A 23,204-nucleotide genomic window follows, 5' to 3' on the forward strand; every position below is an offset into this window, starting at 1 on the left:
CATTGCCCGCGGGCACTGCGCCTTTTTTCATGCGCGCGCCACTCAGATGGTCGGCGTGGCCAGGTGATGCGGATCGCCGAGCGCGTCGGCCACCAGGCGCAGCGCCTCGCGGCAGTCCTCGGGCGTCTGCGGGCCGCCCAGGCAGAGGCGCATCGCATTGGGCGGGTCGCCGTCGGTGGAGAAGGCCGCGCCCGCCACCGCCGCCACGCCGCGATTGCGCAACTGCTGGGCCAGCTCGGGCGCGAAGCGATGGCACTCGGCGGGGATCGGCAGCCACAGGTGGAAGCCGTTCGGATGCGCGTCGAAGCGCCAGTCGCGCAGCACCTGGGCGGCGATCGCCATGCGCGCGCTGCCCTCGGCGCGGATCGCCTCCAGCATCGCCAGCGCGGTGCCGTCGTTGACCCACTGGGTGGCCAGCAGCATCGTGTAGGGGCTCGGCATCACCGTGGTGGCGCGCAGCGCGCCGGCGATGCGCTGCGCCTGCCGCGCCGAGGGCGCGAGCAGGTAGGCGATGCGCAGCCCCGCGCCGAAGTTCTTCGACATGCCCGTCACGTAGTAGGTCAGCTCGGGCGCGAGCAGCGCGAGCGGCGGCGGCGCGCCTTGCGGCAGCATCGCGTAGGCGTCGTCCTCGACGATCGGCACGTTGTAGCGCAACGCCACGTCGGCCAGCGCCTCGCGGCGGTGGAAGGGGAGGGTCAGCGTGCTGGGGTTCTGCAGGGTGGGATTGCAGTAGAACGCGGCCGGCTTGTGGCTCTTGCAGAGCGACTCGAAGGCATGCGGCAGCGGGCCGTCCTCGTCGCGCGGCAGCGCCTGCAGGCGCACGCCGAGCTGCGAGGCGATCGCCTTGATGCCGGGATAGGCCAGCGCGTCGAGCGCGAGCGTGTCGCCGGGGCGCGCCAGCAGCGAGACCAGGGCCACCAGCGCGCTGTGGATGCCGGGGCAGACCAGCACCGCGTCGCCGTTGCAGCCCGGCAGCCGGCGGCCCAGCCAGGCGCGGCCGGCGGCGCGATCGGCGGGCGCGCCGCCGAAATCCTGGTAGCGCAGCAACTGGTAGGGATCGGCGCGCGCATGCAGCGCGGCGGCCGATTCGGCCAGGCGCGCGGCCATCGCCGGCGGCTCGGGCGGCATGTTCATCGACATCTCGACGCTGCCGCCGCCCGACAGCGGCAAGGTCTGGGTCGGGCCGCGCACGAAGGTGCCGCTGCCGGCGCGGCTGTCGAGCAGGCCGCGCTTGCGCGCCTCGGCGTAGGCGCGTGCCACCGTGGTGTAGTTCAGGCGCAGCACGTCGGCCAGTTCGCGCAGGCCCGGCATGCGGTCGCGCGGCTTGAGCCGGCCCACCGCCACGTCCTCCTCGATCAGTTCCGGAATCAGCAGATAGGCGGGCTGGCGGCTTTCGGCCAGCCGTTTCGACCAATGGGCGAGCGAGTGATCCATGGCGGGCGTCCCTGCAGGCGGTTGACCTCGATGCGCCCGACGTTAACACGCGAATCCTCGCGAAAAAAAATCGATCGGATGCCGAATCGAAACCGATCGCATTGATCGGGTGACAGATCGTTTTTGATGCAGGCATGCACGCACGAGGCGCATCGCGCTGCGCCAGCGCGGTGCGCGCCGGCGGCGCGGCGCGGGGCCGGGCACCGCGCCGGCGCACCCGGCACGGGGGACGATCACGCGTTTCGCGGCCCCGCCTTCTCGATGATCGGATGGTGATCGCATCGCGGCGCGGCGCGGCGGCATGGCGGTTGCGTGAGCAATGGCGTGCGGGCGGCAGCCGCCCGAGCACCCGACACCCTCACCGACACATGGAGAACGCGATGCCCGCCGTCAACCACCCGCAACACCAGAAAGGCGATGTGCTGGTCGATTACGAAGAGAAGGTATTCGAGGACGTGAAGGCGGAGCCGGGCGAGAAGGCGCTGGTGACCTTCCACACGGTCGCCTTCGAAGGCTCGATCGGCTTCGTCAACCTGCTGCAGGCCACGCGCCTGCAGCGCAAGGGTTTCGAGACCTCGGTGCTGCTGTACGGCCCCGGCGTGACGCTGGGCCTGCAGCGCGGCTTCCCCACGCTCGGCGACGAGGCCTTCCCCGGCCACCTGAACTTCAACAAGCAGTTGCTGAAGTTCATGGAGGAAGGCGGCAAGGTCTATGCGTGCCGCTTCGCGCTGCAGGCCCTCTATGGCCACGGCGAGGCCTCGCTGATCGAGGGCATCCGCCCGATCAACCCGCTCGACGTGCTCGACCTGCAACTGCTCCACCGCAAGGAAGACGCGCTGATCATCCACACCTGGACCGTCTGAGCCACGCGCGGGAGCCAGCATGAGCGACAAATCCGTGATTCGCGCGGCCGCCGCCCAGATCGCTCCCGATCTGGCGCGCGCCGCCGCGACGCTCGACAAGGTCTGCGCGGCGATCGACGAGGCCGCCGCCAAGGGCGTGCAGCTGATCGTGTTCCCGGAAACCTTCGTGCCGTATTACCCGTATTTCTCCTTCGTGCGCCCGCCGGTGGCTTCCGGCGCCGAGCACATGCGGCTCTACGAGGAGGCGGTGGTGGTGCCGGGGCCGGTCACCGAGGCGGTGGCCGAGCGCGCGCGGCGGCACGGCATGGTGGTGGTGCTCGGCGTCAACGAGCGCGACCACGGCAGCCTCTACAACACCCAGCTGGTGTTCGACGCCGACGGCAGCCTGCTGCTCAAGCGCCGCAAGCTCACGCCCACCTTCCACGAGCGGATGATCTGGGGACAGGGCGACGCGGCCGGCCTCAGGGTGGTCGACACGGCGGTCGGCCGCGTCGGCGCGCTGGCCTGCTGGGAGCACTACAACCCGCTGGCGCGCTACGCGCTGATGGCGCAGCACGAGCAGATCCACTGCGCGCAGTTCCCGGGCTCGCTGGTCGGGCCGATCTTCGCCGAGCAGATCGACGTGACGATCCGCCATCACGCGCTCGAATCGGGCTGCTTCGTGGTCAATGCCACCGGCTGGCTCAGCGACGCGCAGATCGAGTCGATCACGCCCGACCCGGGCCTGCAGAAGGCGCTGCGCGGCGGCTGCCACAGCGCCATCGTCTCGCCCGAGGGCCAGCACCTGGCCGAGCCGTTGCGCGAGGGCGAGGGCCTGGTGATCGCCGACCTCGACCTGTCGCTGATCACCAAGCGCAAGCGGATGATGGATTCGGTCGGCCATTACGCGCGGCCCGAGCTGCTCAGTCTCGCCATCAACGACCGGCCCGCCATGCCCGTCACGGCCATGGCGCCGGCTTATCCCTTCCCCGCAGGAGCTGTCGATGAACGCCATCGCGAAACCGTCGGTGCAGAGCCGGCAACTGATCACTGAGCTGCAATCGGTCGGGCTGCGCCTGGTCGACCCGAAGGCCGGCGTCGCGAGCCGCCGCGGCGGCGCCGGGCCCTCGGACCACAAGGCCGTGACGGTCGACGGCGTGACCGTGATGGTGCCGGTGCATACCAGCACCGCCTGGGATTCGCCCTACGTGGCGGGCGCGCCCGACGCGCTCGGCGCCAGCACGCTCACGCGCGGCAGCATCCCGATCGCCGAGATCCGCTTTCCGGCGCAGCCGCGCTTCTACGCGCTGCAGACGCTCGACGGCGTGCCCTATTCGCAGATCGCCACGCTGCACGGCGCCGACGTGCTCGCCACCACGGTGCTGCAGACCTGCATCCGCTACGAGAGCCGCCGCAAGATGTGCCAGTTCTGCTCGATCGGGCAGTCGCTGGCGGCGGGCCGCACCATCGCGCGCAAGACGCCCGAGCAACTGGCGGAAGTGGCGCGCGCGGCGGTGCTGCTCGACGGCGTGAAGCACATGGTGCTGACCACCGGCACGCCGGCCGCGAGCGATCGCGGCGCCAGCATCCTGTGCGACAGCGCCTTCGCGATCCGCGCCGCCGTCGACCTGCCGATCCAGGGCCAGTGCGAGCCGCCCGACGACGATGCCTGGTTCACGCGCATGAAGGCCAGCGGCATCGACACGCTCGGCATGCACCTGGAGGCCGTCACGCCGGCGGTGCGCGAGCGGATCATGCCGGGCAAGGCCAGCGTGCCGCTGTCGCGCTACCTCGACGCCTTCGACGCGGCGGTGGCGGTGTTCGGGCGCGGGCAGGTCAGCACCTACATCCTGGCCGGCCTCGGCGACACGCCCGAGGCGATCCTGGCGATGTCCGAGGACCTGATCGCGCGCGGCGTCTATCCCTTCGTGGTGCCCTTCGTGCCGATCAGCGGCACGCCGCTGGAGAGCCATCCCGCGCCGTCGCCGGCCTTCATGCGCGAGGTGCTGGCGCCGCTCGGCGCGATGCTGGGCGCGGCGGGGCTGCGCTCGGCCGACATCAAGGCCGGCTGCGGGAAATGCGGCGCCTGCTCGTCGCTGTCGACCTACGAGGCCTGAGCATGGATTGCGACGCGATGTGGGAGAGCGGCGCGGCGCTGGCCTACCGGCCCGCCGAATACCGGATCAAGTGGGCGGCGCTGCCCTGGGAGATCGGGGAGGCCTATCGGCTGCGCCGCGCGGTGTTCTGCGTCGAGCAGGGCGTGTTCGTCGGCGACGATCGCGACGAGGCCGACGACACGGCGCAGTTGCTGGTGGCCGTGAGTGGCTGCGCCGGCCTGCCCGACCAGGTGGTGGGCACGGTGCGCATCCACGAAACGGCGCCGGGCGTCTGGCTCGGCTCGCGGCTGGCGGTGCATGCCGCGTTCCGCAATCACGGCCGCATCGGCACCACCCTGATCGGGCTCGCGGTGAGCAGCGCGCACGCGCTGGGCTGTCGCGAATTCCACGCGCACGTGCAGGTGCAGAACGTGCCGCTGTTCGAGCGCCTGCACTGGCGCTCGCTCGGCGAGGAGATGCTGCACGGGCGCCTGCATCACCGCATGCTGGCCGATCTTGCTCACTACCCGCCCTGCGCCACGCCGTACGCGGGTTTCGTGATGCCGGCGGGAGGCGCGCGATGAGCCTCGCCGAACGGATCGCCGGGCTGCGCGCCAGCCGCGGTTTCGCGCACAAGACCGATATCGCGGGCGTGGTCGGCGCGCTGACGCGGGCCTTGCCGAACGGCGCGGCCGATCTCGCGCAGGCGGTCGCGGTGGGCGACGACTGCGCCGCGATCGCCGACGGCGACGGCTACCTGCTGTTCGCGATCGAGGGGCTGGTGGCCGACTTCGTCGAGGCCATGCCGTGGTTCGCCGGCTACAGCGGCGTGATGGTCAACCTCAGCGATATTTATGCGATGGGTGGCCGGCCGATCGCGGTGGTGGACGCGCTCTGGAGCGAGGGGCTCGACGCCGCGCGCGCCATGCTCGACGGCATGGCCGCCGCCTCGACCGCCTACGGCGTGCCGATCGTCGGCGGCCACAGCAACGCGCGCGCCGGCAGCGCGCAGCTCGCGGTGGCGGTGCTCGGCCGCGCGCGCCGGCTGTTGTCGAGCTTCGCGGCGCGCCCCGGCGACAGGCTGTTGATGGCCGTCGACCTGCGCGGGCGCTTCGAGGATCCCTATCCGTTCTGGAACGCCTCGGTGGGCGCGCCGGGCGCGCGGCTGCGCGGCGATCTGGAACTGCTGCCGGCGCTGGCCGAGGACGGCCTGTGCGAGGCCGCCAAGGACATCAGCATGGCGGGCCTGCTGGGCACCGCGCTGATGCTGCTGGAGGCCTCGCAGGTCGGCGCGCGTATCGATCTGGACGCGGTGCCGCGTCCCGAGGGCGTCGATTTCGATCGCTGGCTCGGCGCCTTTCCCAGCTACGGCTTCCTGCTGTCGGTGCGCGAGGCGCGGGTGGCGCAGGTGGTCGAGCGCTTCGTCGCGCGCGGCCTGGCCTGCGCGCCGATCGGCGTGGTCGACGCATCGCGCGAGCTGGTGCTTGCCGAAGGCGGCGAAACCGGGCGCCTGTGGGACCTGCGCGAGACGCCCTTCATCGGCGCCGCGCCGGGAGTGGCGCGATGAGTGCGGCGCGCCTGCGGATCGGGCTGTTCACGCATTCGGTGAATCCGCGCGGCGGCGTGGTCCATACGCTGGAACTGGCGCGCGCGCTCGGCGCGGCCGGGCACGAGGTCAGCGTGGTGGCGCCGGCCGGGCCGGGCGAGCGGATGTTCCGCCGCGATGGCGAAGGCGAGGCCTATCGCGTGGTGCTGGCGCACACGCGGGCGAAGGCTGCCGATACGGTGTCGATGGTGGCCACGCGGATCGCCGCGATCCGTGCCGCCTTCGATCGTCGCGAGCTGGCCCGCTTCGACGTGCTGCACGCGCAGGACAGCATCAGCGGCAACGCGCTGGCCGAATGGAAGGCCGAAGGCGCGATCCCGGGTTTCCTGCGCACCGTCCATCATCTCGATACCTTCGCCGATCCGCGCCTGGCCGCCTGGCAGCGGCGCGCCTGGCGCGATGCCGATCGCGTGCTGTGCGTGAGCGCGGCATGGACCGCGCGGATGCGCGACGAACACGGTGTGGCGGCCTTGCAGGTGGCCAATGGCGTCGATGTCGAGCGCTTCGTCAGCGCCCGCGCGGCCGATATCGATGCGATACGCCGGCGCTTCGGCCTGCACGAGGCGGGGCCGATCGTGCTGGCGATCGGCGGCATCGAGGCGCGCAAGAACACGCGCGCGCTGCTCGAAGCCTTCGCGCTGCTGCGGCGCGCGCAACCGGGCATGCAACTGGTGATCGCCGGCGGCGCGAGCCTGCTCGACCACGATGCCTATACGCGCGGCTTCGTCGCGCGCGCCGCCGAGCTGGGTTTGAAGATCGGCGCCGGCGAGGCGGTGGTGGCGACGGGCACGCTCGACGACACGCAGATCGTCGCGCTGCTGCATGCGGCCGACGTGGTGTCGATGGTTTCGCTGCGCGAGGGCTTCGGGCTGGTGGTGCTCGAGGCGCTGGCGGCGGGGCGGCCGGTGGTGGTGTCGCGCATCGCGCCCTTCACCGAGCATCTCGACGTGCGCACCGCCGTGTGGGCCGATCCTGGCGAGCCGGCCTCGATCGCCGCCGCGTTGCGCGACGCGCTCGACGGCCGGCGGTTGCCCGATTTCCGCGAGGCCGTGCCGGCGCTGCTGGCGCGCTTCGGCTGGGCCGCCAGCGCGGCCGCCCATCTGGCGATCTACCGGGACTGGCTGCGCGCGAGCGCGCGCGGGCCGGCCGGTGAACTCGCCGATCCTCTCCCCATCACCGCACCACAGGAAACCTGATCATGCCCGTCATGCACTTCCGGGTCCGCTGGCCCGATGCCACGGAAACGCGCTGTTATTCGCCGTCCACCGTCGTCGCCGACTACTTCACGCCCGGCAGCGAGTACCCGCTCGACGACTTCGTCGCGCGCTCGCGCGAATCGCTCGGGATCGCCTCGGAGCGGGTGCGCGCCAAGTTCGGCTTCGCCTGCTCGGCCGCGATGGACGAGCTCGCGCGCATCGAGGCGCTGGCCGAGCGCTTCGGCCAGCAGGCCGAGGCCAGCGTGACCGTGCTCGCGCTGGAATGAATCGGCCGCCCGTGCCCGGAACCCTGCCCGCCCATCTCCAGGAGCCCCAACATGTCGATTTCCGCGATTTCCGATAACGCCTCGTCCGCCCGGCCCGAGGCGATTCCGCATTACCCCGTGCTGGTCGTCGGCGGCGGCCAGGCGGGCTTGTCGATCAGCTACTACCTGAAGCAGGCCGGCATCGAGCACCTGGTGTTCGAGAAGGAAACCGTCACGCACGGCTGGCGGCGGCAGCGCTGGGACGCGTTCTGCCTGGTCACGCCGAACTGGCAGTGCCAACTGCCGGGTCATCCCTATCGCGGCGACGATCCGCACGGCTTCATGACCCGCGACGAGATCATCGACTACCTCGACGGCTTCGTCGCGATGGTCGACGCGCCGGTGCTGGAGCACACCGGCGTGCTGCACGTGGCGCGCGAGGAAGACGGCCGCTACCGGGTGCTCACCACGCGCGGCGCCTACACGGCCGACCAGGTGGTGGTGGCCTCGGGCGGCTATCACACGCCGATCGTGCCGCGCCTGGCCGAGCGCTTGCCGGCCTCGATCGCGCAGGTCCAGTCCTCGGCCTATCGCAACGCGGCGGCGCTGCCCGAGGGTGGGGTGCTGGTGGTCGGCTCGGGGCAGTCGGGTGCGCAGATCGCCGAGGACCTGCACCTGGCCGGGCGGCGCGTCACGCTCGCGGTGGGCGACGCGCCGCGCTGCGCGCGCTTCTATCGCGGCCGCGACGTGGTCGACTGGCTGGCCGACATGCACTACTACGAGATGCCGGTCGAGAAGCACCCGCTGCGCGAAGGCGTGCGCGACAACACCAATCACTACGTGACGGGGCGCGACGGCGGCCGGGATATCGACCTGCGCCGTTTCGCGGCCGAGGGCATGGAGCTGTATGGCCGCCTCGAGGACTACCGTGACGGCGCGCTGCGTTTCGCCACCAACCTGGGCGAGTGCCTGGATCGCGCCGACGAGACCTACAACGGCATCAACGCCAGCATCGACGCCTTCATCGCCAAGCAGGGCATCGCGGCGCCGCCGCCGACGCGCTACGAAGCGAGCTGGCGCCCGGCCGCCGAGCGCGCGGCGCTGCACCTGGCCGATAGCGGGATCGCCGCGATCGTCTGGTGCATCGGCTTCACGCCCGACTTCGGCTGGATCGACGTGCCGGTGTTCAACGGCCGCGGCTACCCGGCCCATCGGCGCGGCGTGACCGCGGCGCCGGGGCTCTACTTCGTCGGCCTGCCCTGGCTGCATACCTGGGGATCGGGACGCTTCTCGGGCATCGCGCGCGATGCGGAGTACCTGGTGGAGCGGATCGGCGCGGCGGCGGGCTCGGCTGCCGGTGCCGCGCGGCTCGCGGAAGGCGCCCTGGCCTGAACGCGGCGCGCTGGATTCGGCGGTGCCGGAAGGCGCCGCCCGGCCGATCCGGCAGGCAAGGGCGGGCGTGGGCCGGCAAGGGCGGCTCGGGTAGGATGGCGGGGTCCTTGCTCCCGTGAGAATCCGTGATGAGCCGTATCCGGCTGTTCTTCGACCTCGACGACGAACGCGGCGTCCTGCGCGTATCGATCGTCGTCACCCTCTTCATCGCCAGCATCGGCATCGTGTTCGGCCTGTTCTCGGGCTCGTTCTCGATCATCTTCGACGGCGTGTATTCGCTGGTCGACGCCAGCATGAGCGCGCTGTCGCTGCTGGTGGTCCAGTTGATCACCTCCCACGCGAGTTCACGCGATTTGCCGCGCAAGCTGCGCGAGCGCTTCGGCATGGGCTTCTGGCATCTCGAGCCGATGGTGCTGGCCCTCAACGGCATCCTGCTGAGCGGGGTGGCCATCTACGCGCTGATCAACGCCGTGGCCAGCCTGCTGCGCGGCGGGCGCGAGCTGGAGTTCAACTGGGCCGTGCTGTATGCATTCCTGACGGTCTGCGCCTGCAGCGCGATCGCGCTGGTGGAGGCGCGCGCCAATCGCCGGATCGGCTCCGATTTCGTGCGGATGGACGTGAAGGGCTGGATCATGGCGGCCAGCATCACCGGCGCGCTGCTGATCGCCTTCTGCGTCGGCCTCGCGGTGCAGGGCACGAAGTGGGCCTGGATCTCGCCCTACATCGATCCGGCCGTGCTGGCGGCGGTCTGCCTGGTCATCATTCCCTTGCCGATGTCGGTGATCCGCCAGGCGCTGGGGGAAATCTTCCTGATCACGCCGCCGGACCTGAGGCGGCACGTCGAGGAAATCGCCCAGGCTTTCGTCGAGAAACACGGTCTGCAGTCCTATCGTGCCTATGTCGCGAAGACCGGCCGCTCGCGCGAGATCGAACTGTATTTCATCGTGCCGGCGACCCTGCCCGCGCGCGATATCGCCGGCTGGGACCGGCTGCGCGACGAGATCGGCGAGCTGATCGGCGGCGAGGGCCCGGATCGCTGGCTCACGGTGGTGTTCACCGGCGATCTCGAATGGGCCGAATGAGCGGCGGCCCGCGCTGTAACGAGAGGTAATATTTTTCGGTGACGGGTAGGATCCCGATCCGGCGTTCAATCCTCCAATCGCGCTCCCAGGGCCACCACCGATGCTTCGAACCTCCCCGTATCGTCTTCGTGCCGGTCTCGTCGTCGCTTTCGTTTCGGCCACGCTCGCCGCGCTGGCGCAGCCGCCCGGAGACGCATTCGCGCGCCGGCAGGCCACCCGGCTCGATGCGCCGGTCAAGGCCGTCGCGCCGCAGCGGCTGCATATCGACACGGCCCAGGGCAGCGGCGAGCTGCCCGTTTATGCGAACCGCGATCTCGAGGCGCCCGCGCCCGACGTCACGCGCGTGCTGATCGTGCTGCACGGCACGCTCAGGAATGCCGACGTCTATGAAGCCACGGGGCAGCAGGTGATCGCGCAGGCGGGAGAGGCCGGCCAGCACGTGCTGGTGGTCGCGCCGCAGTTCCTGACACGCGCGGATGCGCGGGCCTTCGACTTGCCGCCGCGGACGCTGGCCTGGTCCCAGCGCAGCTGGAAGGCCGGCGAGGCGGCGCGCCAGCCGGCGCCGCTCGGTTCGATGGCGGTGCTCGACGCGTTGTTGGCGCGCTTCGCCGATCGTCGGCGCTATCCGGCGCTGGGCAGCGTGGTGGTGGCGGGGCATTCGGCCGGCGCGCAACTGCTGCAGCGCTACGCGGTGGTCGGCCATGGCGACGAGGCGCTCGCCAGACTGGACGTGGCGGTTCGCTACGTGGTGGCGAATCCGTCCAGCTACCTCTATTTCGACGATCGGCGGCCGGCTGCCGCGTCGGCGCCGCCGGCGGATTGCGAAGGCGTGAACCGCTGGAAATACGGCTTCGACGGCGCGCCGCCCTATGTGACGGCGCAAGGCAAGGCCGATTTCGAGCGCCGCTACGTGGCGCGCGACGTGGTTTACCTGCTCGGCACGGCCGACACGGATCCCGCCACGCACTTCATCGATCGCTCCTGCGCGGCGATGGCCCAGGGGCCGAACCGGTTCGCGCGCGGGCTGGCTTATTTCGACTACCTGCGCGCGCGCCATCCTTCCGACTTCGCGCAGACGCTGGTGGAGGTGCCCGGCGTCGGCCACGACAACCTGCGCATGTTCACCTCCGAATGCGGCACGGCGGTCCTGCTGGGGCAGCCGATTCCCGCTTCCTGCCCGGCGATGGGCGGGCAGGGTTGAAGCGCGATTGCCGGGACGGTCCTCCCGGCTTTCGTCAGGCGGATGGCGCCGTCGCGTCCGCCGCCGCGCCGTCTTCCCCCTCGCGCCGATAGGGCGCGTCCTGCCTGGCATCGCCCTGGTAGAAGGCCGGGAAGCGCGCCAACTGGCGCCGCGCGTCCTCGGGTGCGACGCCCTCGGCCAGCACCGCGCTGGAAAAACCGGTGCGCTGCATCAGCATCAACTGGTCGGCCAGCACCTCGCCGGTGGCGCGCAGGTCGCCGCGAAAGCCGAGCCGGCGCCGCAGCAGATAGGCCTGGCTGTAGGCGCGGCCATCGGTGAAGCTGGGGAAGTGCAGCTCCACGCGGCTCGCCTTGGCGATCGCCGTGGCCTGCTCGATCACGTCGGCATCGTTGGCCAGCGCCAGCACCTCGCCGTTCGCGTCGCCGCCCTGGGCCGCGTGTTCCGCTGCCGTCAGCAGCAAGAATGGTTCGGGTGCGTTCATGCGGCAGGCGCCTCCTCGACGATGCGCGCGGCCTCGGCCGCCGCCTTGAACGGTTCGAGGCCGACGCGGGCGACGGTCTCGACGAAGGTTTCGCGGCGGCCTTCATTGCCGGTGTCCGCCGCGCCTGGCAGGCGCAGCCGGACATAGGCCGACAGCACCGCGTCGATCACGTCCGGCACCTCGCGCGCCGAGAACGACGGGCCGATCACCTTGCCGGCGCGTGCCTGGCCGCCGCGCGCCGAGCCATCGGCGCCGCCCAGCGTGAGCTGGTACCACTCGCGGCCGTCCTTGTCGACGCCGAGGATGCCGATATGGCCGCTGTGATGATGGCCGCAGGAGTTGATGCAGCCGCTGATATGCAGGTCGATCTCGCCGAGATCCTCCAGCTCGTCGAGATCCTGGTAGCGCTCGGCGATCGCGTCGGCGATCGGCAGCGAGCGCGCATTGGCCAGCGCGCAGAAATCGCCGCCGGGGCAGGCGATCATGTCGGTCAGCAGGTGCACGTTGGCGCTGGCCAGGCCCTCGGCGCGCGCCGCTTCCCACAGCGCCAGCAGGTCGTCGGCGTGCACCCAGGGCAGCACCACGTTCTGCGCGTGCGTCACGCGCGCCTCGCCGGCGGAGAAGCGGTCGACCAGGCCGGCGACGCGTTCGAGCTGGTCGGCCGAGGCGTCGCCGGGCGCCTGCAGGGGGCGCTTGAAGGACAGCGTGACGATGCGCAGCGCCGGATCGCGATGCGCGGCGACGTTGCGCGCCAGCCAGCCGGCCAGCGCCGGCGTGCGCGCGGCCGCCTCGGCCAGCCGCTCGGCCGCGCCCGGATCGGCGGCGCGCCGCGCCAGCGAGGCGGGCGTGACGAACGATGCCTGCACGCGCGCCAGCTCGGCCTCGGGAATCGTGTGCGGGCCGCCGTCGTGCTCGACGATCTGCCGGAACTCGGCTTCCACCTCGTCGATGAAGCGCTGGCCCTCGGCCTTCACCAGGATCTTGATGCGCGCCTTGTACTTGTTGTCGCGACGGCCGTACTGGTTGTACACGCGCACGATCGCCTCGATGTAGTTCATGATCTGCCGCCAGGGCAGGAACTCGCGCATCAGCGTGCCGATCAGCGGCGTGCGGCCCATGCCGCCGCCGGCCGTGACGCGAAAGCCCAGCTCGCCGCGCGCGTCGTGCACCAGCCGTAGCCCGACGTCGTGCCAGGCGGTGGCGGCGCGATCCTCGGCCGCGCCCGTGATGGCGATCTTGAACTTGCGCGGCAGGAAGGCGAACTCGGGATGCAGGGTGGTCCACTGCCGCATGATCTCGGCGAACGGGCGCGGATCGGCGATCTCGTCGGGCGCGACGCCGGCCCGCTCGTCGCAGGAGATGTTGCGGATGCAGTTGCCGCTGGTCTGGATGCCGTGCATGTCGACCGTGGCGAGCAGGTCCATCACGTCGGCGGCGCGCTCGAGCGGAATCCAGTTGAACTGCACGTTGGTGCGCGTGGTGAAGTGCGCATGGCGCGTCGGCAGGCGCGTGGTGCCGAGCGCGCGCTGCGCGTCGCGCGCTCGCCGGTAGACCTCGGGCTCGGGCACGTCGTAGTCGCGCGCGATGCGGGCCAGCACGCGCAGCTGGGCGCTCGACAGCTCGCCATAGGGCACGGCCACGCGCAGCATCGGCGCGTGGCGCTGCACGTACCAGCCGTTCTGCAGGCGCAGCGGGCGGAACGCTTCCTCGTCGAGCCGGCCGTCCTGCCAGCGTTCGAGCTGGTCGCGGAATTGCGCGGCGCGGCTGCGCACGAAGGCGCGGTCGAATTCGGTGTATCGATACATGATGAGTGGGGGAGAGCGGGCTGGCGCGCCCTGAAGCGCCGACCTTACGTGGCACGCCGCGCCGGGACAAGCAGCAGATCGCGCGCGAAACGGCGCAGCAGTTGCGATGGTCCGCGGCGAGTGGGAGCGCTCCCGAACTGCTGCGCTCGTTTTCGTTCCGGCTGCTGCTGTACGCGAGTCGCGGGGCACGCGATGATCCGTTCCAGAGCACGGCACCGTGTCGCCCCTTCGTCCGGTGCCGTGCCGGGATTACTGCGCGAGTGCCCGGGTCATCACCCCTAAACCCGCAGAGCTTGCGGCCGCATGCCTGTGGCGCGGCAGGCAACCGCTCCGACACCCGGGTGCCGGAGCCCTCATTGCCGCGGACGATGGACACATCGCGCCGCTCGTGACGCCGACGCATTGCATCGCATTCCTGAGCAGCCTCGGGGATGCGATGGCGCGACGAACATGTCTGTCTGCTGATATTTCGTGAGAGATGCCGGCTCATCCGCTCCTATAATGGTTTTCCCATTTCGAGCGCGAAGCCTTCCGCCATGTCCCTCTTCCAGAACCTCAGCTGGCTGCATCTGCAACGATTCGTCCTCGGCGCCGTCGCGGCCTTCACCCTCGCCCACGCGCAGGCGGCCGAGCCGCGCTGGCAGACGCTGCCGCCCACCCCGGCGCCGGTGGCGGGCGAGCAGCACGGCATCGCCGAGGTCAACGGCATCCGTCTCTACTACGCCACCATCGGCCATGGTTCGCCGGTGATCCTGGTGCATGGCGGCCTGTCGAATTCCGATTATTTCGGCTACCAGGTCAAGTCGCTGATGAAGCACCACAAGGTGATCGTGCTCGACAGCCGCGGCCACGGCCGCAGCTCGCGCAACGAGCAGCCCTTCGGCTACGACCTGATGACGGACGACGTGGTCGCGCTGATGGACAAGCTGAAGCTGCAGCGCGCCGATATCGTGGGCTGGAGCGACGGCGCCATCATCGGCATCGACATGGCGATCCGCCATCCCGACCGGGTCGGCAAGGTGGTGGCCTTCGCGGCGAACACCAAGACCGACGGCGTGATGCCCGATGTCGAGAAGAACCCGACCTTCGCCGCCTTCATCAAGCGCGGCGGCGACGAATATCGCCGCCTGTCGCCCACGCCGAAGCAATACGATGCCTTCGTCGACCAGATCAGCCACATGTGGGCCTCGCAGCCGAACTGGAGCGACGAGCAGCTGAAGTCGATCAGGACGCCGGTGCTGGTGATGGACGGCGACCACGACGAGGCGATCAAGCGCGAGCACACCGAGTACATCGCCGCGACGATTCCCGGCGCGGGCCTGCAGATCCTGCCGAACACCAGCCACTTCGCGATGCTGCAGGATCCCGAGGCCTTCAACTTCGCGGTCGAGCATTTCCTCGGCGATCGCTGAGCCGGTCGCGGGCCGGTGCGCTCGATGGCCGGCCCGGGCTTCGGATCGGCCATCGATCCTGGCCGGCGCGATTGATCGCCGGGCCTGACCGGCCTAATGCACGACGCGCACGACGGCGGCGAGCGTCCAGCTCACCGCCGTTTTCCTTTCCCCCTTCCTGCCTGCCTTCGCCGCTCAGCGTTGCGTGGCCGCTGCCGCCGCCAGCCGGCGCATCGATTCGGCCGCCGTCACCCGCAGCCATTGCGCCAGCCGCCGCGCGCCGTCGGGCAGGTCCAGGTCGTCGCGCGTGCAGAGGTAGTAGTCGCGGCCGTCGTCGAGCGCGGTATCGAACAACTGCACCAGCTCGCCGCCGGCCAGCTCGGCCTCGATCAGCGGCGCGCGCATCAGCCCCGCGCCGAGCCCGGCGCGGATCGCGCTCAGCGTCAACTGCCCGTCCTCGAACATCGGCCCCACCACCGGCGGCACGTTGCGCACGCCGGCATTGCGCAGCCAGTTGACCCAGGTGCTGCGGTCCTCGTCGTGCACCAGCGGCACCGTCGCCAGGTCGGCCGGCTTGCGCAAAGGCCCGAAGCGGCGCCGGAACGCCGGGTGGCAGACCGGCACCATCGCGCCGGGCAGCAGCTTCTCGCAGCGGTAGCCGGGCCAGTCGGCGGCGCCGGCGCCGAAGCGGATGGATAGATCCGAGGCGTCGCTGCGATAGTTGCGATGGTTCGCGTAAAGCACGTTGACGTCGACATCGGTGTTCTGGTCGAGGAAGCGATGCAGGCGCGGCACGAACCAGCCGATGCCGAACAGTGGGATCAGGCTGATGGTGATCTGCCGCAGCGAGGAGCGATCGCGTACGAAGCCGGTCGCGCTGCGCAGCACCGAGAACGCCGCGCTGATCGAGCGGTAGTAGTCGCGGCCCTCGTCGGTCAGCGCCAGCGTGCGGCCCTCGCGCACCGTGAGCGGCGTGAGGATGAAGGCGTCCAGCAGTTGCAACTGGTGGCTGACCGCCGAGGGCGTGATGTCGAGCTCGGCCGCCGCCGCCGTGACCGAGCCCAGCCGCGCGAAGGCCTCGAAGGCGCGTACCGCGCGCAGCGGCGGGTCGTTCGGCAATTGTTCGATATTTTTCATGTTTTGAATTCTATCGAATAATTCCGGAACCGGCAAAATGCCCGAATCCCTTGTGATTAAAGCATTTTGCGCGATATGGCCTGGTTCGCATAAGTATTCAATCAAAGGATATTTGCCGGTGAGGGTGTGACTATTTAGTATTTTTCATGTTTTAATCGTCCGCCACACGCTACCTTTCCCATGAAGAAAATCGTTCCCCTCGCCGGCGCAGCGTTCGCCGTTTCCGCCGCGGCGCTCGCGCTGTCGTTCTCCGCGCCGGCCGCCCGTGCCGCTCAGGCCGCCGATGCGCCGCAAACCGTGCTGATCGGCCTGGCCGCGCCGTTGACCGGCCCCTCGGCGCGGATCGGCAAGGATCTGCAGAACGGCGCGCAGCTCGCGCTCGACGATGCGAACCGCCGCCATCCCACCATCGACGGCAAGCCGGTGGTCTACAAGCTGGTGGCCGTCGACGATCAATCGGATCCGCGCACGGCCGTGACGGTCGCGCAGGACCTGGTCGAGCAGCATGTGATCGGCGTGGTGGGCCACTGGAACACCGGCTGCAGCGTGCCGGCCGCGCGCGTCTATCGCGACGCCGGCATCCCCGAGATCGCGCCGGCCTCGACGGGCCACCAGTACACGCAGCAGGGTTACGCCACCGCCTTCCGCATCATGGGCCACGACGACACGGGCGGCGCCTATACGGGCGCCTATGCGGTGAAGACGCTGCACGCCCGGCGCATCGCCGTGCTCGACGATCGCACCTCGTTCGGCTCGGGGCTGGCCGACCAGTTCGTGAAGGGTGTCGAGGCGAACGGCGGCACGATCGTCGATCGCCAGTACGTCACCGACAAGACCACCGATTTCAGCGGCGTGCTGACCGCCATCAAGAGCAAGCGCCCGGACCTGGTGTTCTTCGGTGGGCTCGACGCGCAGGCCGCGCCGATCGCGCGCCGCATGCACCAGCTCGGCATCGACGCGACCCTGCTCGGCGCGGGCGGCTTCGTCAGCCAGACCTTCCTGTCGCTGGCTGGCAAGGACGGCGAGGGCGTGACCGCGCTCGAACCGGGCCGGCCGCTGGCGAAGATGCCGGGCGGCCCGGCCTTCGACGCGCAGTACCGCGCGCGCTACCACGCGCCGATCGAGCTGCACGCGCCGTTCGCCTACGACGCCGCCGCGACCCTGATCGCCGTGGCCGAGCAGAGCAAGTCGACCGATCCGGCCAAGCTGGTGGCGGCGCTGCACAAGGTCGACCGCCAGGGCGTGACGGGGCGCATCGCCTTCGACGAGCAGGGCAACCTGAAGGATCCGGCCTACACGATCTATCGCGTGCAGGGTGGCAAGTGGAACGTGGTGGACGTGCTCGGCGGCGGTTCCGGCGCCGGCACGCAAGCCGCGCACTGAGCATGGCATGAAGGTGGCATGAAGGCGAGCGGGCGGCGGCCGATCGAGGATCGGCGGCTGCCCGTTCGCGTTTGCCGAGCCGGGTCGCAGCGGATTCGGGCGCGCCGTGTTCCCGGCGGCGCGCAGGCGGCACCCGCGATATCCGAATCAAACACGAATAACGCATCACCCCAGTCAGGAGTCCCCATGACCGAGCCGAACCCATCGGCCGCGCCGAGCGACGCGGCCGACCATCGCCTGGGCATCCTCGCGCGACGCAGGATCGAGGCGGAAATCATCAAGCCGATCTACGAGATCATGAAGCGCGAGTTCGGCATCGAGCGCGCGCAGGCCGTGATCGCCGAGGCGATCCGCGGCGCGGCCGTCGATGCCGGCCAGTCCTTCGCCGCGCAGGAGCCCGGCGGCACCAGCATCGCTTCCTTCGTCGCCCTGCAGGTGCTGTGGGAGAAGGACGACGCGCTGGACGTCGAGGTGCGGCGCGAGGATGCCGGGCATTACGACTACGACGTGCATCGCTGCGCCTACGCGGAGATGTATCACGCGATGGGGCTCGGCGAGATCGGCCACCTGCTCAGCTGCGCGCGCGACGAATACTTCATCCGCGGCTACGATCCGCGCGTGGCGCTGACGCGCACCAGCACCATCATGCAGGGCGGCAAGCGCTGCGATTTCCGCTATCGAATGCGCGACGGGAACCCGGCGGCCGTCGACCAGGAGCGCAAGCATGACGAATGATGTCGGGAGCCTGCGCGTCGACGGCGCGCGTCTGTGGGCTTCGCTCGACCGGATGGCCGAGATCGGCGCGACGCCCAAGGGCGGCGTCTGCCGGCTCGCGCTGAGCGAGCTCGATCGCGAATCGCGCGACCTGTTCGTGGCCTGGGCGCGCGAGGCGGGCTGCACGATCCGCGTCGACCGGATGGGCAACGTGTTCGCGCGCCGCGCCGGGCGCGTGGCCGACGCGGCGCCGGTGATGACGGGCTCGCACGCGGATACGCAGCCGACCGGCGGCCGCTACGACGGCATCTACGGCGTGCTCGGCGGGCTGGAGGTGGTGCGCGCGCTGAACGACGCCGGCATCGAGACCGAGCGGCCCGTCGAGGTGGTGCTCTGGACCAACGAGGAAGGTTCGCGCTTCGCGCCGGCGATGGTCGCCTCGGGGGTGTTCGCCGGCGTGTTCACGCTCGACTACGGGCTGTCGCGCGCGGACCGGCAGGGCACCACCCTCGGCGAGGCGCTGGCCGCGATCGGCTACGCGGGCGAGGCGCCCGTCGGCGGCCATGCCGTGCATGCCGCCTATGAACTGCATATCGAGCAGGGGCCGATCCTGGAACGCGCCGGCACCACCATCGGCGTGGTCACGGCGGGGCAGGGGCAGCGCTGGTACGAGCTGAGCTTCAGCGGCGTCGACGCGCATGCGGGCACCACGCCGATGGACGCGCGCCGCGATGCGCTGGTCGGCGCGGCACGCGTGATCGGCTTCGTCGACGCGCTGGGCCGGCGCCGCGCGCCCGACGCGCGCGCCACGGTCGGCATGATCGAGGCGCGGCCGAACTCGCGCAACACGGTGCCGGGCGAGTGCTTCTTCACGGTGGAATTCCGCCATCCCGACGCGGTGGTGCTGGCCGAAATGGATGCCGAGCTGCGCGCGGAAGTGGCGCGTATCGCCAGCGAGAGCGGGCTGGGCGCGCGCGTCGAGCAGATCTTCGACTACGCGCCGGTGCCGTTCGCGCCGCGCTGCATCGAGGCGGTTCGCGAGGCGGCGGCGGGGCTCGGCCTGTCGCACCAGGACATCGTCTCCGGCGCGGGGCACGATGCCTGTTACCTCGCGCGGGTGGCGCCGACCGGCATGATCTTCGTGCCCTGCATCGACGGGCTCAGCCACAACGAGGCCGAGGCGATCACGCCCGCCTGGGCCGAAGCCGGCGCGAACGTGCTGCTGCACGCGGTGCTGGCCAGCGCGATGGAGCCGGTGACGGACGGGGTGTGAAGCCGCCGGCTCGGGCGAGCCGGTCGATGCCTCGTGGATTGCCGCGATCCGGGCATCGAGCGGGAAACCTTGCCCGGGCGGGACCCGCGGCCAAGACAGCGAGCTTGAAACGAGGGGCCGGCACGCGCGAGCAGCCGGCCCTTCATCGTTTATAGCGTCGGATGGCACTCGAAGGTGAGCTTGGCCTCGCGCTCGGAGACGTGCTCGAAGCCGGGGCTGGCGCGCATGCCTTGCTGCGCGCAATAGGCGTCGGCGGTGCTGATCGCCTTGCGGTGGGCGGCGGCCCAGGACAGCACCGCGCCGTGGGCGCTGGTGTTGACGATATAGACGTGCGGCTTGTCGGTCGCGCTGACTTCGGACACGCTCGAGCATGCGCCGAGCCATAGCGTCAGGCAGGCCGCGATCATGACGACGAACGGGGTTCTGGCAGACATGGCAGGTTCTTTGCTGGGTAGCGGCAGCGCGGGGCGCTGCACGGGGAATGGCGGAAGTATCCGCGAATTCGTCGATCCGATCATCGCCGGCTTGCCGAACAGTTCGTTTCCGTTGTGTGAACAATGGGCGACGAAGCCGGGCGATCGGGATGGACGGTGAAGCCCGCGACAGGTCCGGCCAGCTTGGCTGGCCGGGGTTCCGTGCGGGTTTCGGGCGAGCGGGCTTGTCAACGAGCGTGACGCGATCGAGCGGGGCGTGTTCGAGGGTCGGGCACCGGATCGGCGCCATGTCGAGGCGGCGTGCCGCGACATGGCCATGAGCGGCGCGTGCCGCCATGCCGGCCCTGGGCGCGGCGACGGGGCTTCGTCGCGCCATGTCGTGCAGTCGCCTCGGCACCGAAGTTCGCTCAGGCGAAGCCGGCCGACCAGGCGGCGCGTCCGCGTTCGCCGAGCAGTGCCCGCCCCAGCGTCTCGAAAGCGACCGCCGGCAGGTCGGGCAGCCGTTCGACCACGGTGCTGGTCGGGTAGAAGGTCTCGACCGCGTCGTCGAGGATGCCGACGCCGATCAATTCGACGCCGCGCGCGCCGAGATCGGCGATGCGCGCGCGCAGGTCGGCGCGCAGCAGGGCGGGGTCGCCGTCGCCGGTGGCCGGGTAGCCGTCGGACAACACCATCAGGATGCGCCGCCGGGCGCGGCGGCCGAGCAGGCGCTCGGCGGCCCAGCCGAGCGCCTCGCCGTCGGGATTCTCGTGGCCGCAGTCGATGCGGGCAAGGCCGCTGGGATTGTCCGAATCGAAGCGCTTGTAGATCTCCAGGTCGAGCCGCTCGACGAAACGGTTGTAGCCGCGCGGCGAGTGGCCCTGCGCCAGCCAGCGGTCGCGCCAGGCGCGCATCGCGGGATCGTCGACCGAGCTGTAGCCCAGCGCCTCGCAGGCGAAGCCGAGCTGCATCAGCGCATCGCACAGCGCCGCCGCGCAGAGTCGCGCCAGCTCGATCTTGCGGCCCGCCATCGAGCCGCTGCGATCGATCAGCAGGGTGACCGCCGTGTCGCGCCCCGACATCACGCGCCGCGTGCGGAACGGCGTGCGATAGCCCGGCGAGGTGGCCAGCCGCGCCAGCGCGCGCCGCTCGAGTTCGCCGCGCTCCTGCTCGGCGCGCCAGTGCAGGTGCTCGTCGGCCGCCAGCGCGCGTTCGAGCTGCGCCTTGAGGCGCGTGGTCTGCGCGCGTGCCGCGCCGCGCAGCTTGCGCCAGGCGGTGGCGTCGCCAGCGCCGGTGAGGTCGGTGACGGTATCGAAGGCGGTGGTGATCGGGATCGAGCGGCCGGGCGCGAGCTCGGCGCGCGGCCGGGGCGGCGGCGCGGCGCTGTCGCCGGCGGCCTGGTTATCGGCCGAGGAGGCCGAGGAGGCCGAATCGGCCAGCGTCGCCGCGCCGGAAGGCTCGGTGCTGCTGCTGCGCGCATCGGGCGGGCCGGCCGCGTCGAAGTCCCGGTCGGGATCGATCTCGGTGGGCGTGGCGGGCGCGTCCAGCGAGGTCTCGCGATCGACCGTGATCATCATGTTGTTGGCCTCGCCGCGCGCGAGCTGGCGCACGCGCTCGACGATGCGGCCGGCCGCGGCGATGCTCTCGGCCGTCGAGCGCGAGGCCCGCGCGGCCGCGATCAGCTCGGTGCTGGCGCCGAGCGTGGCCTCGATCGAGTCGACGCGTTCGGTGAGCGGCACCGCCTCGCCGCGCAGCGCGCGCCCGACGCGCCAGACGAAGCGTTCGCGCCAGTTCAGCTTCGGCCAGCGCCGGGCGATCTCGCGCGCGGCCGCCTCGCGCTGGCGCGCCAGCAGCGTCGCGGCGCCGGGCAACCGCGCGGCCAGCGCGAGGCTCGCGCGGTGGTCGTCGATGGTTTCGGCCAGCGCGCGGGTGGCGTCCGAGGCGAGGCGCGCATGTTGCGCGGGCTCGCCCAAGCGCAGGCGAGCGGCCAGCAGGTCGACCCAGCCGGCCAGTTCGTCGTCCGACAAGGCTTGCTCGCCGGCCGTGGCCGGCAGTACCAGCACGTCGGGCACGGCGCTGCCGTCGCGTTCGACCCATTCGATGCGCGGCCCGTCGCGCGCGATCCTCACCTGCAGCGACGGCTGGTCCGTCAGCACGCGCGCCAGCTTGCCGAGCCGCTCACCGGGATCGTCCCCGGCGCTCGGCGGCGCGGTGCCCGGGCGCGGGTTCGGCTGGCTCACGATGCGTCGAGGTCGATGTAGTGGCGGACGATGTCGCGGATCAGCGCGGCGTCCTCGTCGCTCACCTTGGCGTAGATGGTCGGCCCGGCGGCGATCTCGGGATCGCCGGCGCGCAGCATCAGCGCGGTCCAGTCGATCAGGCGGCGCGTCGAGAAGGCGCTGGCCAGGTCGTCGCGCTCGAAGGCGCGCCGGCAGGCCGCGGCGATCGCCGCCAGCGTCTCGGCCATCGCCGGGCTGACACGCGCGCCGAAGGTCCGGCGCAGCACCTCGGCCTCCTCGGCCGGCGACAGGTAGTCGATCTGGTAGACGCGCCAGCGGTCCAGGAAGGCGTCGTTCATCAGGTTGGCGCCCTGGTACAGGTGGCGGAAGCGGCTCATCGCGCCGGCCGCGTTGGCGGTCGCGAACAGGCGGAAGCCGGCATGGGGCGCCACGATCTCGTCGCCGCGCTCCTTGAGCAGCAGGCGGCCGCCGGGCTCGAGCACGGCGGTCAGCACGGCGAGGATCGCCGGTTCGGCGAAGTCGATCTCGTCGACGATCAGCCAGAGCCCGGCGCGCATCGCGGTCGGCAGCACGCCGTCGACCCACAGGGTCTCGCCGCCCTTGACGGTCCAGAAGCCGACGAAGTCGCCCACCGTGGTCTGGCCGTTCATGTTCGCGCGCAGCACGCCGTGCGCCGAATGGGCCGCGGCCTGCTCGATCAGGCTGGTCTTGCCGGCGCCGGTATGGCCGATCAGCAGGATCCGGCGGTTCTCGGCGATGTCGCGCACGATATTGGCCGAGCGCTCGGCGAACAGGTAGGCGGGGTTGCGCTCTGGTACCAGCGGGCCGCCGGCGCCGAGCGGCAGGCGCGCGCCGGCCAGCGTGACGGCGGGTTCTGCATCGGCCTGCCCCGGCTGCGCCGCGTCGTGCATCGCCGCGCGCAGCTCGGCCAGGAAGCGCGCGCGATGCGGCGGCGGCACGCCCTCGCCGGCCTCGTCGCGGCGCGCGTAACCCTCGCGCTGCCACTTGCGCAGCTTCGCGTCGAGGTTGTCCAGGTCGATCACGGTGTCGATGTCGGTCGAGCCGTCGGCGCGGCGGTGCTGGATCCGGTACATGTGCGGCCGCTCGGAATGGCTGACCAGCCAGGCGTCGTCGTCGCGCGCGTAGACGCCGACGGGCGACGGTTCGGAGGGAAGCGGGGCGGGCTGGGTGCTCATCGGCGGGCAGGGGTGGGCAGGGGCGGGAGGGACGGCGGGGCCGGTCGGGAGCCTCA

General features: G+C 71.1%; 21 protein-coding genes. 14 read left to right on the forward strand and 7 right to left on the reverse strand.

Annotated features, from left to right (window positions below; genetic code table 11):
- Positions 1 to 42 precede the first annotated feature (42 nt).
- Complete coding sequence (locus tag FB600_RS08250) at positions 43 to 1,434, reverse strand: PLP-dependent aminotransferase family protein (RefSeq protein WP_013689248.1); 1,392 nt, start codon at positions 1,432 to 1,434, stop codon at positions 43 to 45.
- A gap of 380 nt (positions 1,435 to 1,814) precedes the next feature.
- On the opposite strand from FB600_RS08250, the gene FB600_RS08255 reads away from it, so the two are divergent.
- The 10 genes from FB600_RS08255 (at position 1,815) to FB600_RS08300 (ending at position 11,115) form a co-directional block, all read left to right on the forward strand.
- The gene (locus FB600_RS08255) at positions 1,815 to 2,297 is read left to right on the forward strand and encodes an MSMEG_0572/Sll0783 family nitrogen starvation response protein (protein ID WP_013689249.1); all 483 of its coding nucleotides are present in this window, start codon (positions 1,815 to 1,817) and stop codon (positions 2,295 to 2,297) included.
- Positions 2,298 to 2,316: 19 nt separating this feature from the next.
- The gene (locus tag FB600_RS08260; protein ID WP_036033006.1) at positions 2,317 to 3,330 is read left to right on the forward strand and encodes a Nit6803 family nitrilase; all 1,014 of its coding nucleotides are present in this window, start codon (positions 2,317 to 2,319) and stop codon (positions 3,328 to 3,330) included.
- A complete protein-coding gene (locus FB600_RS08265) occupies positions 3,281 to 4,393 on the forward strand; it encodes an MSMEG_0568 family radical SAM protein (protein ID WP_186041643.1) in 1,113 nt (370 codons plus the stop codon). Before FB600_RS08260 ends, FB600_RS08265 begins: the two co-directional genes overlap by 50 nt.
- 2 nt (positions 4,394 to 4,395) lie before the next feature.
- The gene (locus FB600_RS08270) at positions 4,396 to 4,956 is read left to right on the forward strand and encodes an MSMEG_0567/Sll0786 family nitrogen starvation N-acetyltransferase (protein WP_013689252.1); all 561 of its coding nucleotides are present in this window, start codon (positions 4,396 to 4,398) and stop codon (positions 4,954 to 4,956) included.
- On the forward strand, positions 4,953 to 5,939 hold the full coding sequence (locus FB600_RS08275; protein WP_145756515.1) for a sll0787 family AIR synthase-like protein: 987 nt from the start codon (positions 4,953 to 4,955) through the stop codon (positions 5,937 to 5,939). Before FB600_RS08270 ends, FB600_RS08275 begins: the two co-directional genes overlap by 4 nt.
- Entirely contained in the window at positions 5,936 to 7,174 is a 1,239-nt protein-coding gene (locus FB600_RS08280; protein ID WP_145756516.1) for an MSMEG_0565 family glycosyltransferase, read from the forward strand. Before FB600_RS08275 ends, FB600_RS08280 begins: the two co-directional genes overlap by 4 nt.
- 2 nt (positions 7,175 to 7,176) lie before the next feature.
- The gene (locus tag FB600_RS08285) at positions 7,177 to 7,461 is read left to right on the forward strand and encodes an MSMEG_0570 family nitrogen starvation response protein (RefSeq protein ID WP_013689255.1); all 285 of its coding nucleotides are present in this window, start codon (positions 7,177 to 7,179) and stop codon (positions 7,459 to 7,461) included.
- 51 nt (positions 7,462 to 7,512) lie between these two features.
- Complete coding sequence (locus tag FB600_RS08290; RefSeq protein ID WP_145756517.1) at positions 7,513 to 8,832, forward strand: MSMEG_0569 family flavin-dependent oxidoreductase; 1,320 nt, start codon at positions 7,513 to 7,515, stop codon at positions 8,830 to 8,832.
- 128 nt (positions 8,833 to 8,960) lie between these two features.
- A complete protein-coding gene (locus FB600_RS08295; RefSeq protein ID WP_145756518.1) occupies positions 8,961 to 9,914 on the forward strand; it encodes a cation diffusion facilitator family transporter in 954 nt (317 codons plus the stop codon).
- A 100-nt stretch (positions 9,915 to 10,014) separates the two neighbouring features.
- Entirely contained in the window at positions 10,015 to 11,115 is a 1,101-nt protein-coding gene (locus tag FB600_RS08300) for an alpha/beta hydrolase (RefSeq protein ID WP_145756519.1), read from the forward strand.
- A gap of 34 nt (positions 11,116 to 11,149) precedes the next feature.
- On the opposite strand, the gene FB600_RS08305 is transcribed toward FB600_RS08300, so the two are convergent.
- Together FB600_RS08305 and FB600_RS08310 are read right to left on the reverse strand one after the other, a co-directional pair.
- Complete coding sequence (locus FB600_RS08305; RefSeq protein WP_047835717.1) at positions 11,150 to 11,596, reverse strand: DUF934 domain-containing protein; 447 nt, start codon at positions 11,594 to 11,596, stop codon at positions 11,150 to 11,152.
- Entirely contained in the window at positions 11,593 to 13,401 is a 1,809-nt protein-coding gene (locus FB600_RS08310; protein ID WP_145756520.1) for a nitrite/sulfite reductase, read from the reverse strand. Before FB600_RS08310 ends, FB600_RS08305 begins: the two co-directional genes overlap by 4 nt.
- A gap of 536 nt (positions 13,402 to 13,937) precedes the next feature.
- Here FB600_RS08310 and FB600_RS08315 point away from each other — a divergent pair.
- Positions 13,938 to 14,813 carry an alpha/beta fold hydrolase gene (locus tag FB600_RS08315; RefSeq protein ID WP_145756521.1) on the forward strand — a complete coding sequence of 292 codons (876 nt, stop codon included), beginning with the start codon at positions 13,938 to 13,940 and terminating at the stop codon, positions 14,811 to 14,813.
- 174 nt (positions 14,814 to 14,987) lie between these two features.
- On the opposite strand, the gene FB600_RS08320 is transcribed toward FB600_RS08315, so the two are convergent.
- On the reverse strand, positions 14,988 to 15,929 hold the full coding sequence (locus FB600_RS08320; protein WP_013689261.1) for a LysR substrate-binding domain-containing protein: 942 nt from the start codon (positions 15,927 to 15,929) through the stop codon (positions 14,988 to 14,990).
- 180 nt (positions 15,930 to 16,109) lie between these two features.
- Here FB600_RS08320 and FB600_RS08325 point away from each other — a divergent pair, with 180 nt between their 5' ends.
- The 3 genes from FB600_RS08325 to FB600_RS08335 all read left to right on the forward strand — a co-directional run bounded on the left by FB600_RS08325 (position 16,110) and on the right by FB600_RS08335 (position 19,299).
- Entirely contained in the window at positions 16,110 to 17,312 is a 1,203-nt protein-coding gene (locus FB600_RS08325) for a branched-chain amino acid ABC transporter substrate-binding protein (protein WP_096752451.1), read from the forward strand.
- A 186-nt stretch (positions 17,313 to 17,498) separates the two neighbouring features.
- Positions 17,499 to 18,047, forward strand: a complete 549-nt coding sequence (locus FB600_RS08330) for an L-2-amino-thiazoline-4-carboxylic acid hydrolase (RefSeq protein WP_096752452.1) — start codon at positions 17,499 to 17,501, stop codon at positions 18,045 to 18,047.
- Positions 18,037 to 19,299, forward strand: coding sequence for a Zn-dependent hydrolase (locus tag FB600_RS08335; RefSeq protein WP_105820629.1), 1,263 nt, complete (start codon positions 18,037 to 18,039; stop codon positions 19,297 to 19,299). Before FB600_RS08330 ends, FB600_RS08335 begins: the two co-directional genes overlap by 11 nt.
- Positions 19,300 to 19,448: 149 nt before the next feature.
- Here the strand turns inward: FB600_RS08335 and FB600_RS08340 are convergent, their stop codons facing one another.
- From FB600_RS08340 to FB600_RS08350, 3 genes are all read right to left on the reverse strand, one after another.
- A complete protein-coding gene (locus FB600_RS08340; protein WP_145756522.1) occupies positions 19,449 to 19,733 on the reverse strand; it encodes a hypothetical protein in 285 nt (94 codons plus the stop codon).
- A gap of 407 nt (positions 19,734 to 20,140) precedes the next feature.
- A complete protein-coding gene (locus tag FB600_RS08345; protein WP_145756523.1) occupies positions 20,141 to 21,952 on the reverse strand; it encodes a cobaltochelatase CobT-related protein in 1,812 nt (603 codons plus the stop codon).
- Positions 21,949 to 23,148 carry an AAA family ATPase gene (locus tag FB600_RS08350; protein ID WP_145756524.1) on the reverse strand — a complete coding sequence of 400 codons (1,200 nt, stop codon included), beginning with the start codon at positions 23,146 to 23,148 and terminating at the stop codon, positions 21,949 to 21,951. The genes FB600_RS08345 and FB600_RS08350 overlap by 4 nt, the downstream gene beginning before the upstream one ends.
- Positions 23,149 to 23,204: the final 56 nt, after the last annotated feature.

Origin of the sequence: Burkholderia sp. SJZ089 (assembly GCF_007828315.1) — a bacterium.
Taxonomy (GTDB): domain Bacteria; phylum Pseudomonadota; class Gammaproteobacteria; order Burkholderiales; family Burkholderiaceae; genus Burkholderia; species Burkholderia gladioli.

What these genes read in the sequence shown, in the direction of transcription:
- FB600_RS08295 (WP_145756518.1), top strand. Translation starts at nt 8,961, where the DNA reads ATGAGCCGTATCCGGCTGTTCTTCGACCTCGACGACGAACGCGGCGTC.
- FB600_RS08280 (WP_145756516.1), top strand. Translation starts at nt 5,936, where the DNA reads ATGAGTGCGGCGCGCCTGCGGATCGGGCTGTTCACGCATTCGGTGAAT.
- FB600_RS08315 (WP_145756521.1), top strand. Translation starts at nt 13,938, where the DNA reads ATGTCCCTCTTCCAGAACCTCAGCTGGCTGCATCTGCAACGATTCGTC.
- FB600_RS08305 (WP_047835717.1), bottom strand. Translation starts at nt 11,596, where the DNA reads ATGAACGCACCCGAACCATTCTTGCTGCTGACGGCAGCGGAACACGCG.
- FB600_RS08340 (WP_145756522.1), bottom strand. Translation starts at nt 19,733, where the DNA reads ATGTCTGCCAGAACCCCGTTCGTCGTCATGATCGCGGCCTGCCTGACG.
- FB600_RS08260 (WP_036033006.1), top strand. Translation starts at nt 2,317, where the DNA reads ATGAGCGACAAATCCGTGATTCGCGCGGCCGCCGCCCAGATCGCTCCC.
- FB600_RS08300 (WP_145756519.1), top strand. Translation starts at nt 10,015, where the DNA reads ATGCTTCGAACCTCCCCGTATCGTCTTCGTGCCGGTCTCGTCGTCGCT.
- FB600_RS08350 (WP_145756524.1), bottom strand. Translation starts at nt 23,148, where the DNA reads ATGAGCACCCAGCCCGCCCCGCTTCCCTCCGAACCGTCGCCCGTCGGC.
- FB600_RS08275 (WP_145756515.1), top strand. Translation starts at nt 4,953, where the DNA reads ATGAGCCTCGCCGAACGGATCGCCGGGCTGCGCGCCAGCCGCGGTTTC.
- FB600_RS08310 (WP_145756520.1), bottom strand. Translation starts at nt 13,401, where the DNA reads ATGTATCGATACACCGAATTCGACCGCGCCTTCGTGCGCAGCCGCGCC.
- FB600_RS08250 (WP_013689248.1), bottom strand. Translation starts at nt 1,434, where the DNA reads ATGGATCACTCGCTCGCCCATTGGTCGAAACGGCTGGCCGAAAGCCGC.
- FB600_RS08255 (WP_013689249.1), top strand. Translation starts at nt 1,815, where the DNA reads ATGCCCGCCGTCAACCACCCGCAACACCAGAAAGGCGATGTGCTGGTC.
- FB600_RS08290 (WP_145756517.1), top strand. Translation starts at nt 7,513, where the DNA reads ATGTCGATTTCCGCGATTTCCGATAACGCCTCGTCCGCCCGGCCCGAG.
- FB600_RS08320 (WP_013689261.1), bottom strand. Translation starts at nt 15,929, where the DNA reads ATGAAAAATATCGAACAATTGCCGAACGACCCGCCGCTGCGCGCGGTA.
- FB600_RS08330 (WP_096752452.1), top strand. Translation starts at nt 17,499, where the DNA reads ATGACCGAGCCGAACCCATCGGCCGCGCCGAGCGACGCGGCCGACCAT.
- FB600_RS08270 (WP_013689252.1), top strand. Translation starts at nt 4,396, where the DNA reads ATGGATTGCGACGCGATGTGGGAGAGCGGCGCGGCGCTGGCCTACCGG.
- FB600_RS08285 (WP_013689255.1), top strand. Translation starts at nt 7,177, where the DNA reads ATGCCCGTCATGCACTTCCGGGTCCGCTGGCCCGATGCCACGGAAACG.
- FB600_RS08325 (WP_096752451.1), top strand. Translation starts at nt 16,110, where the DNA reads ATGAAGAAAATCGTTCCCCTCGCCGGCGCAGCGTTCGCCGTTTCCGCC.
- FB600_RS08335 (WP_105820629.1), top strand. Translation starts at nt 18,037, where the DNA reads ATGACGAATGATGTCGGGAGCCTGCGCGTCGACGGCGCGCGTCTGTGG.
- FB600_RS08265 (WP_186041643.1), top strand. Translation starts at nt 3,281, where the DNA reads ATGAACGCCATCGCGAAACCGTCGGTGCAGAGCCGGCAACTGATCACT.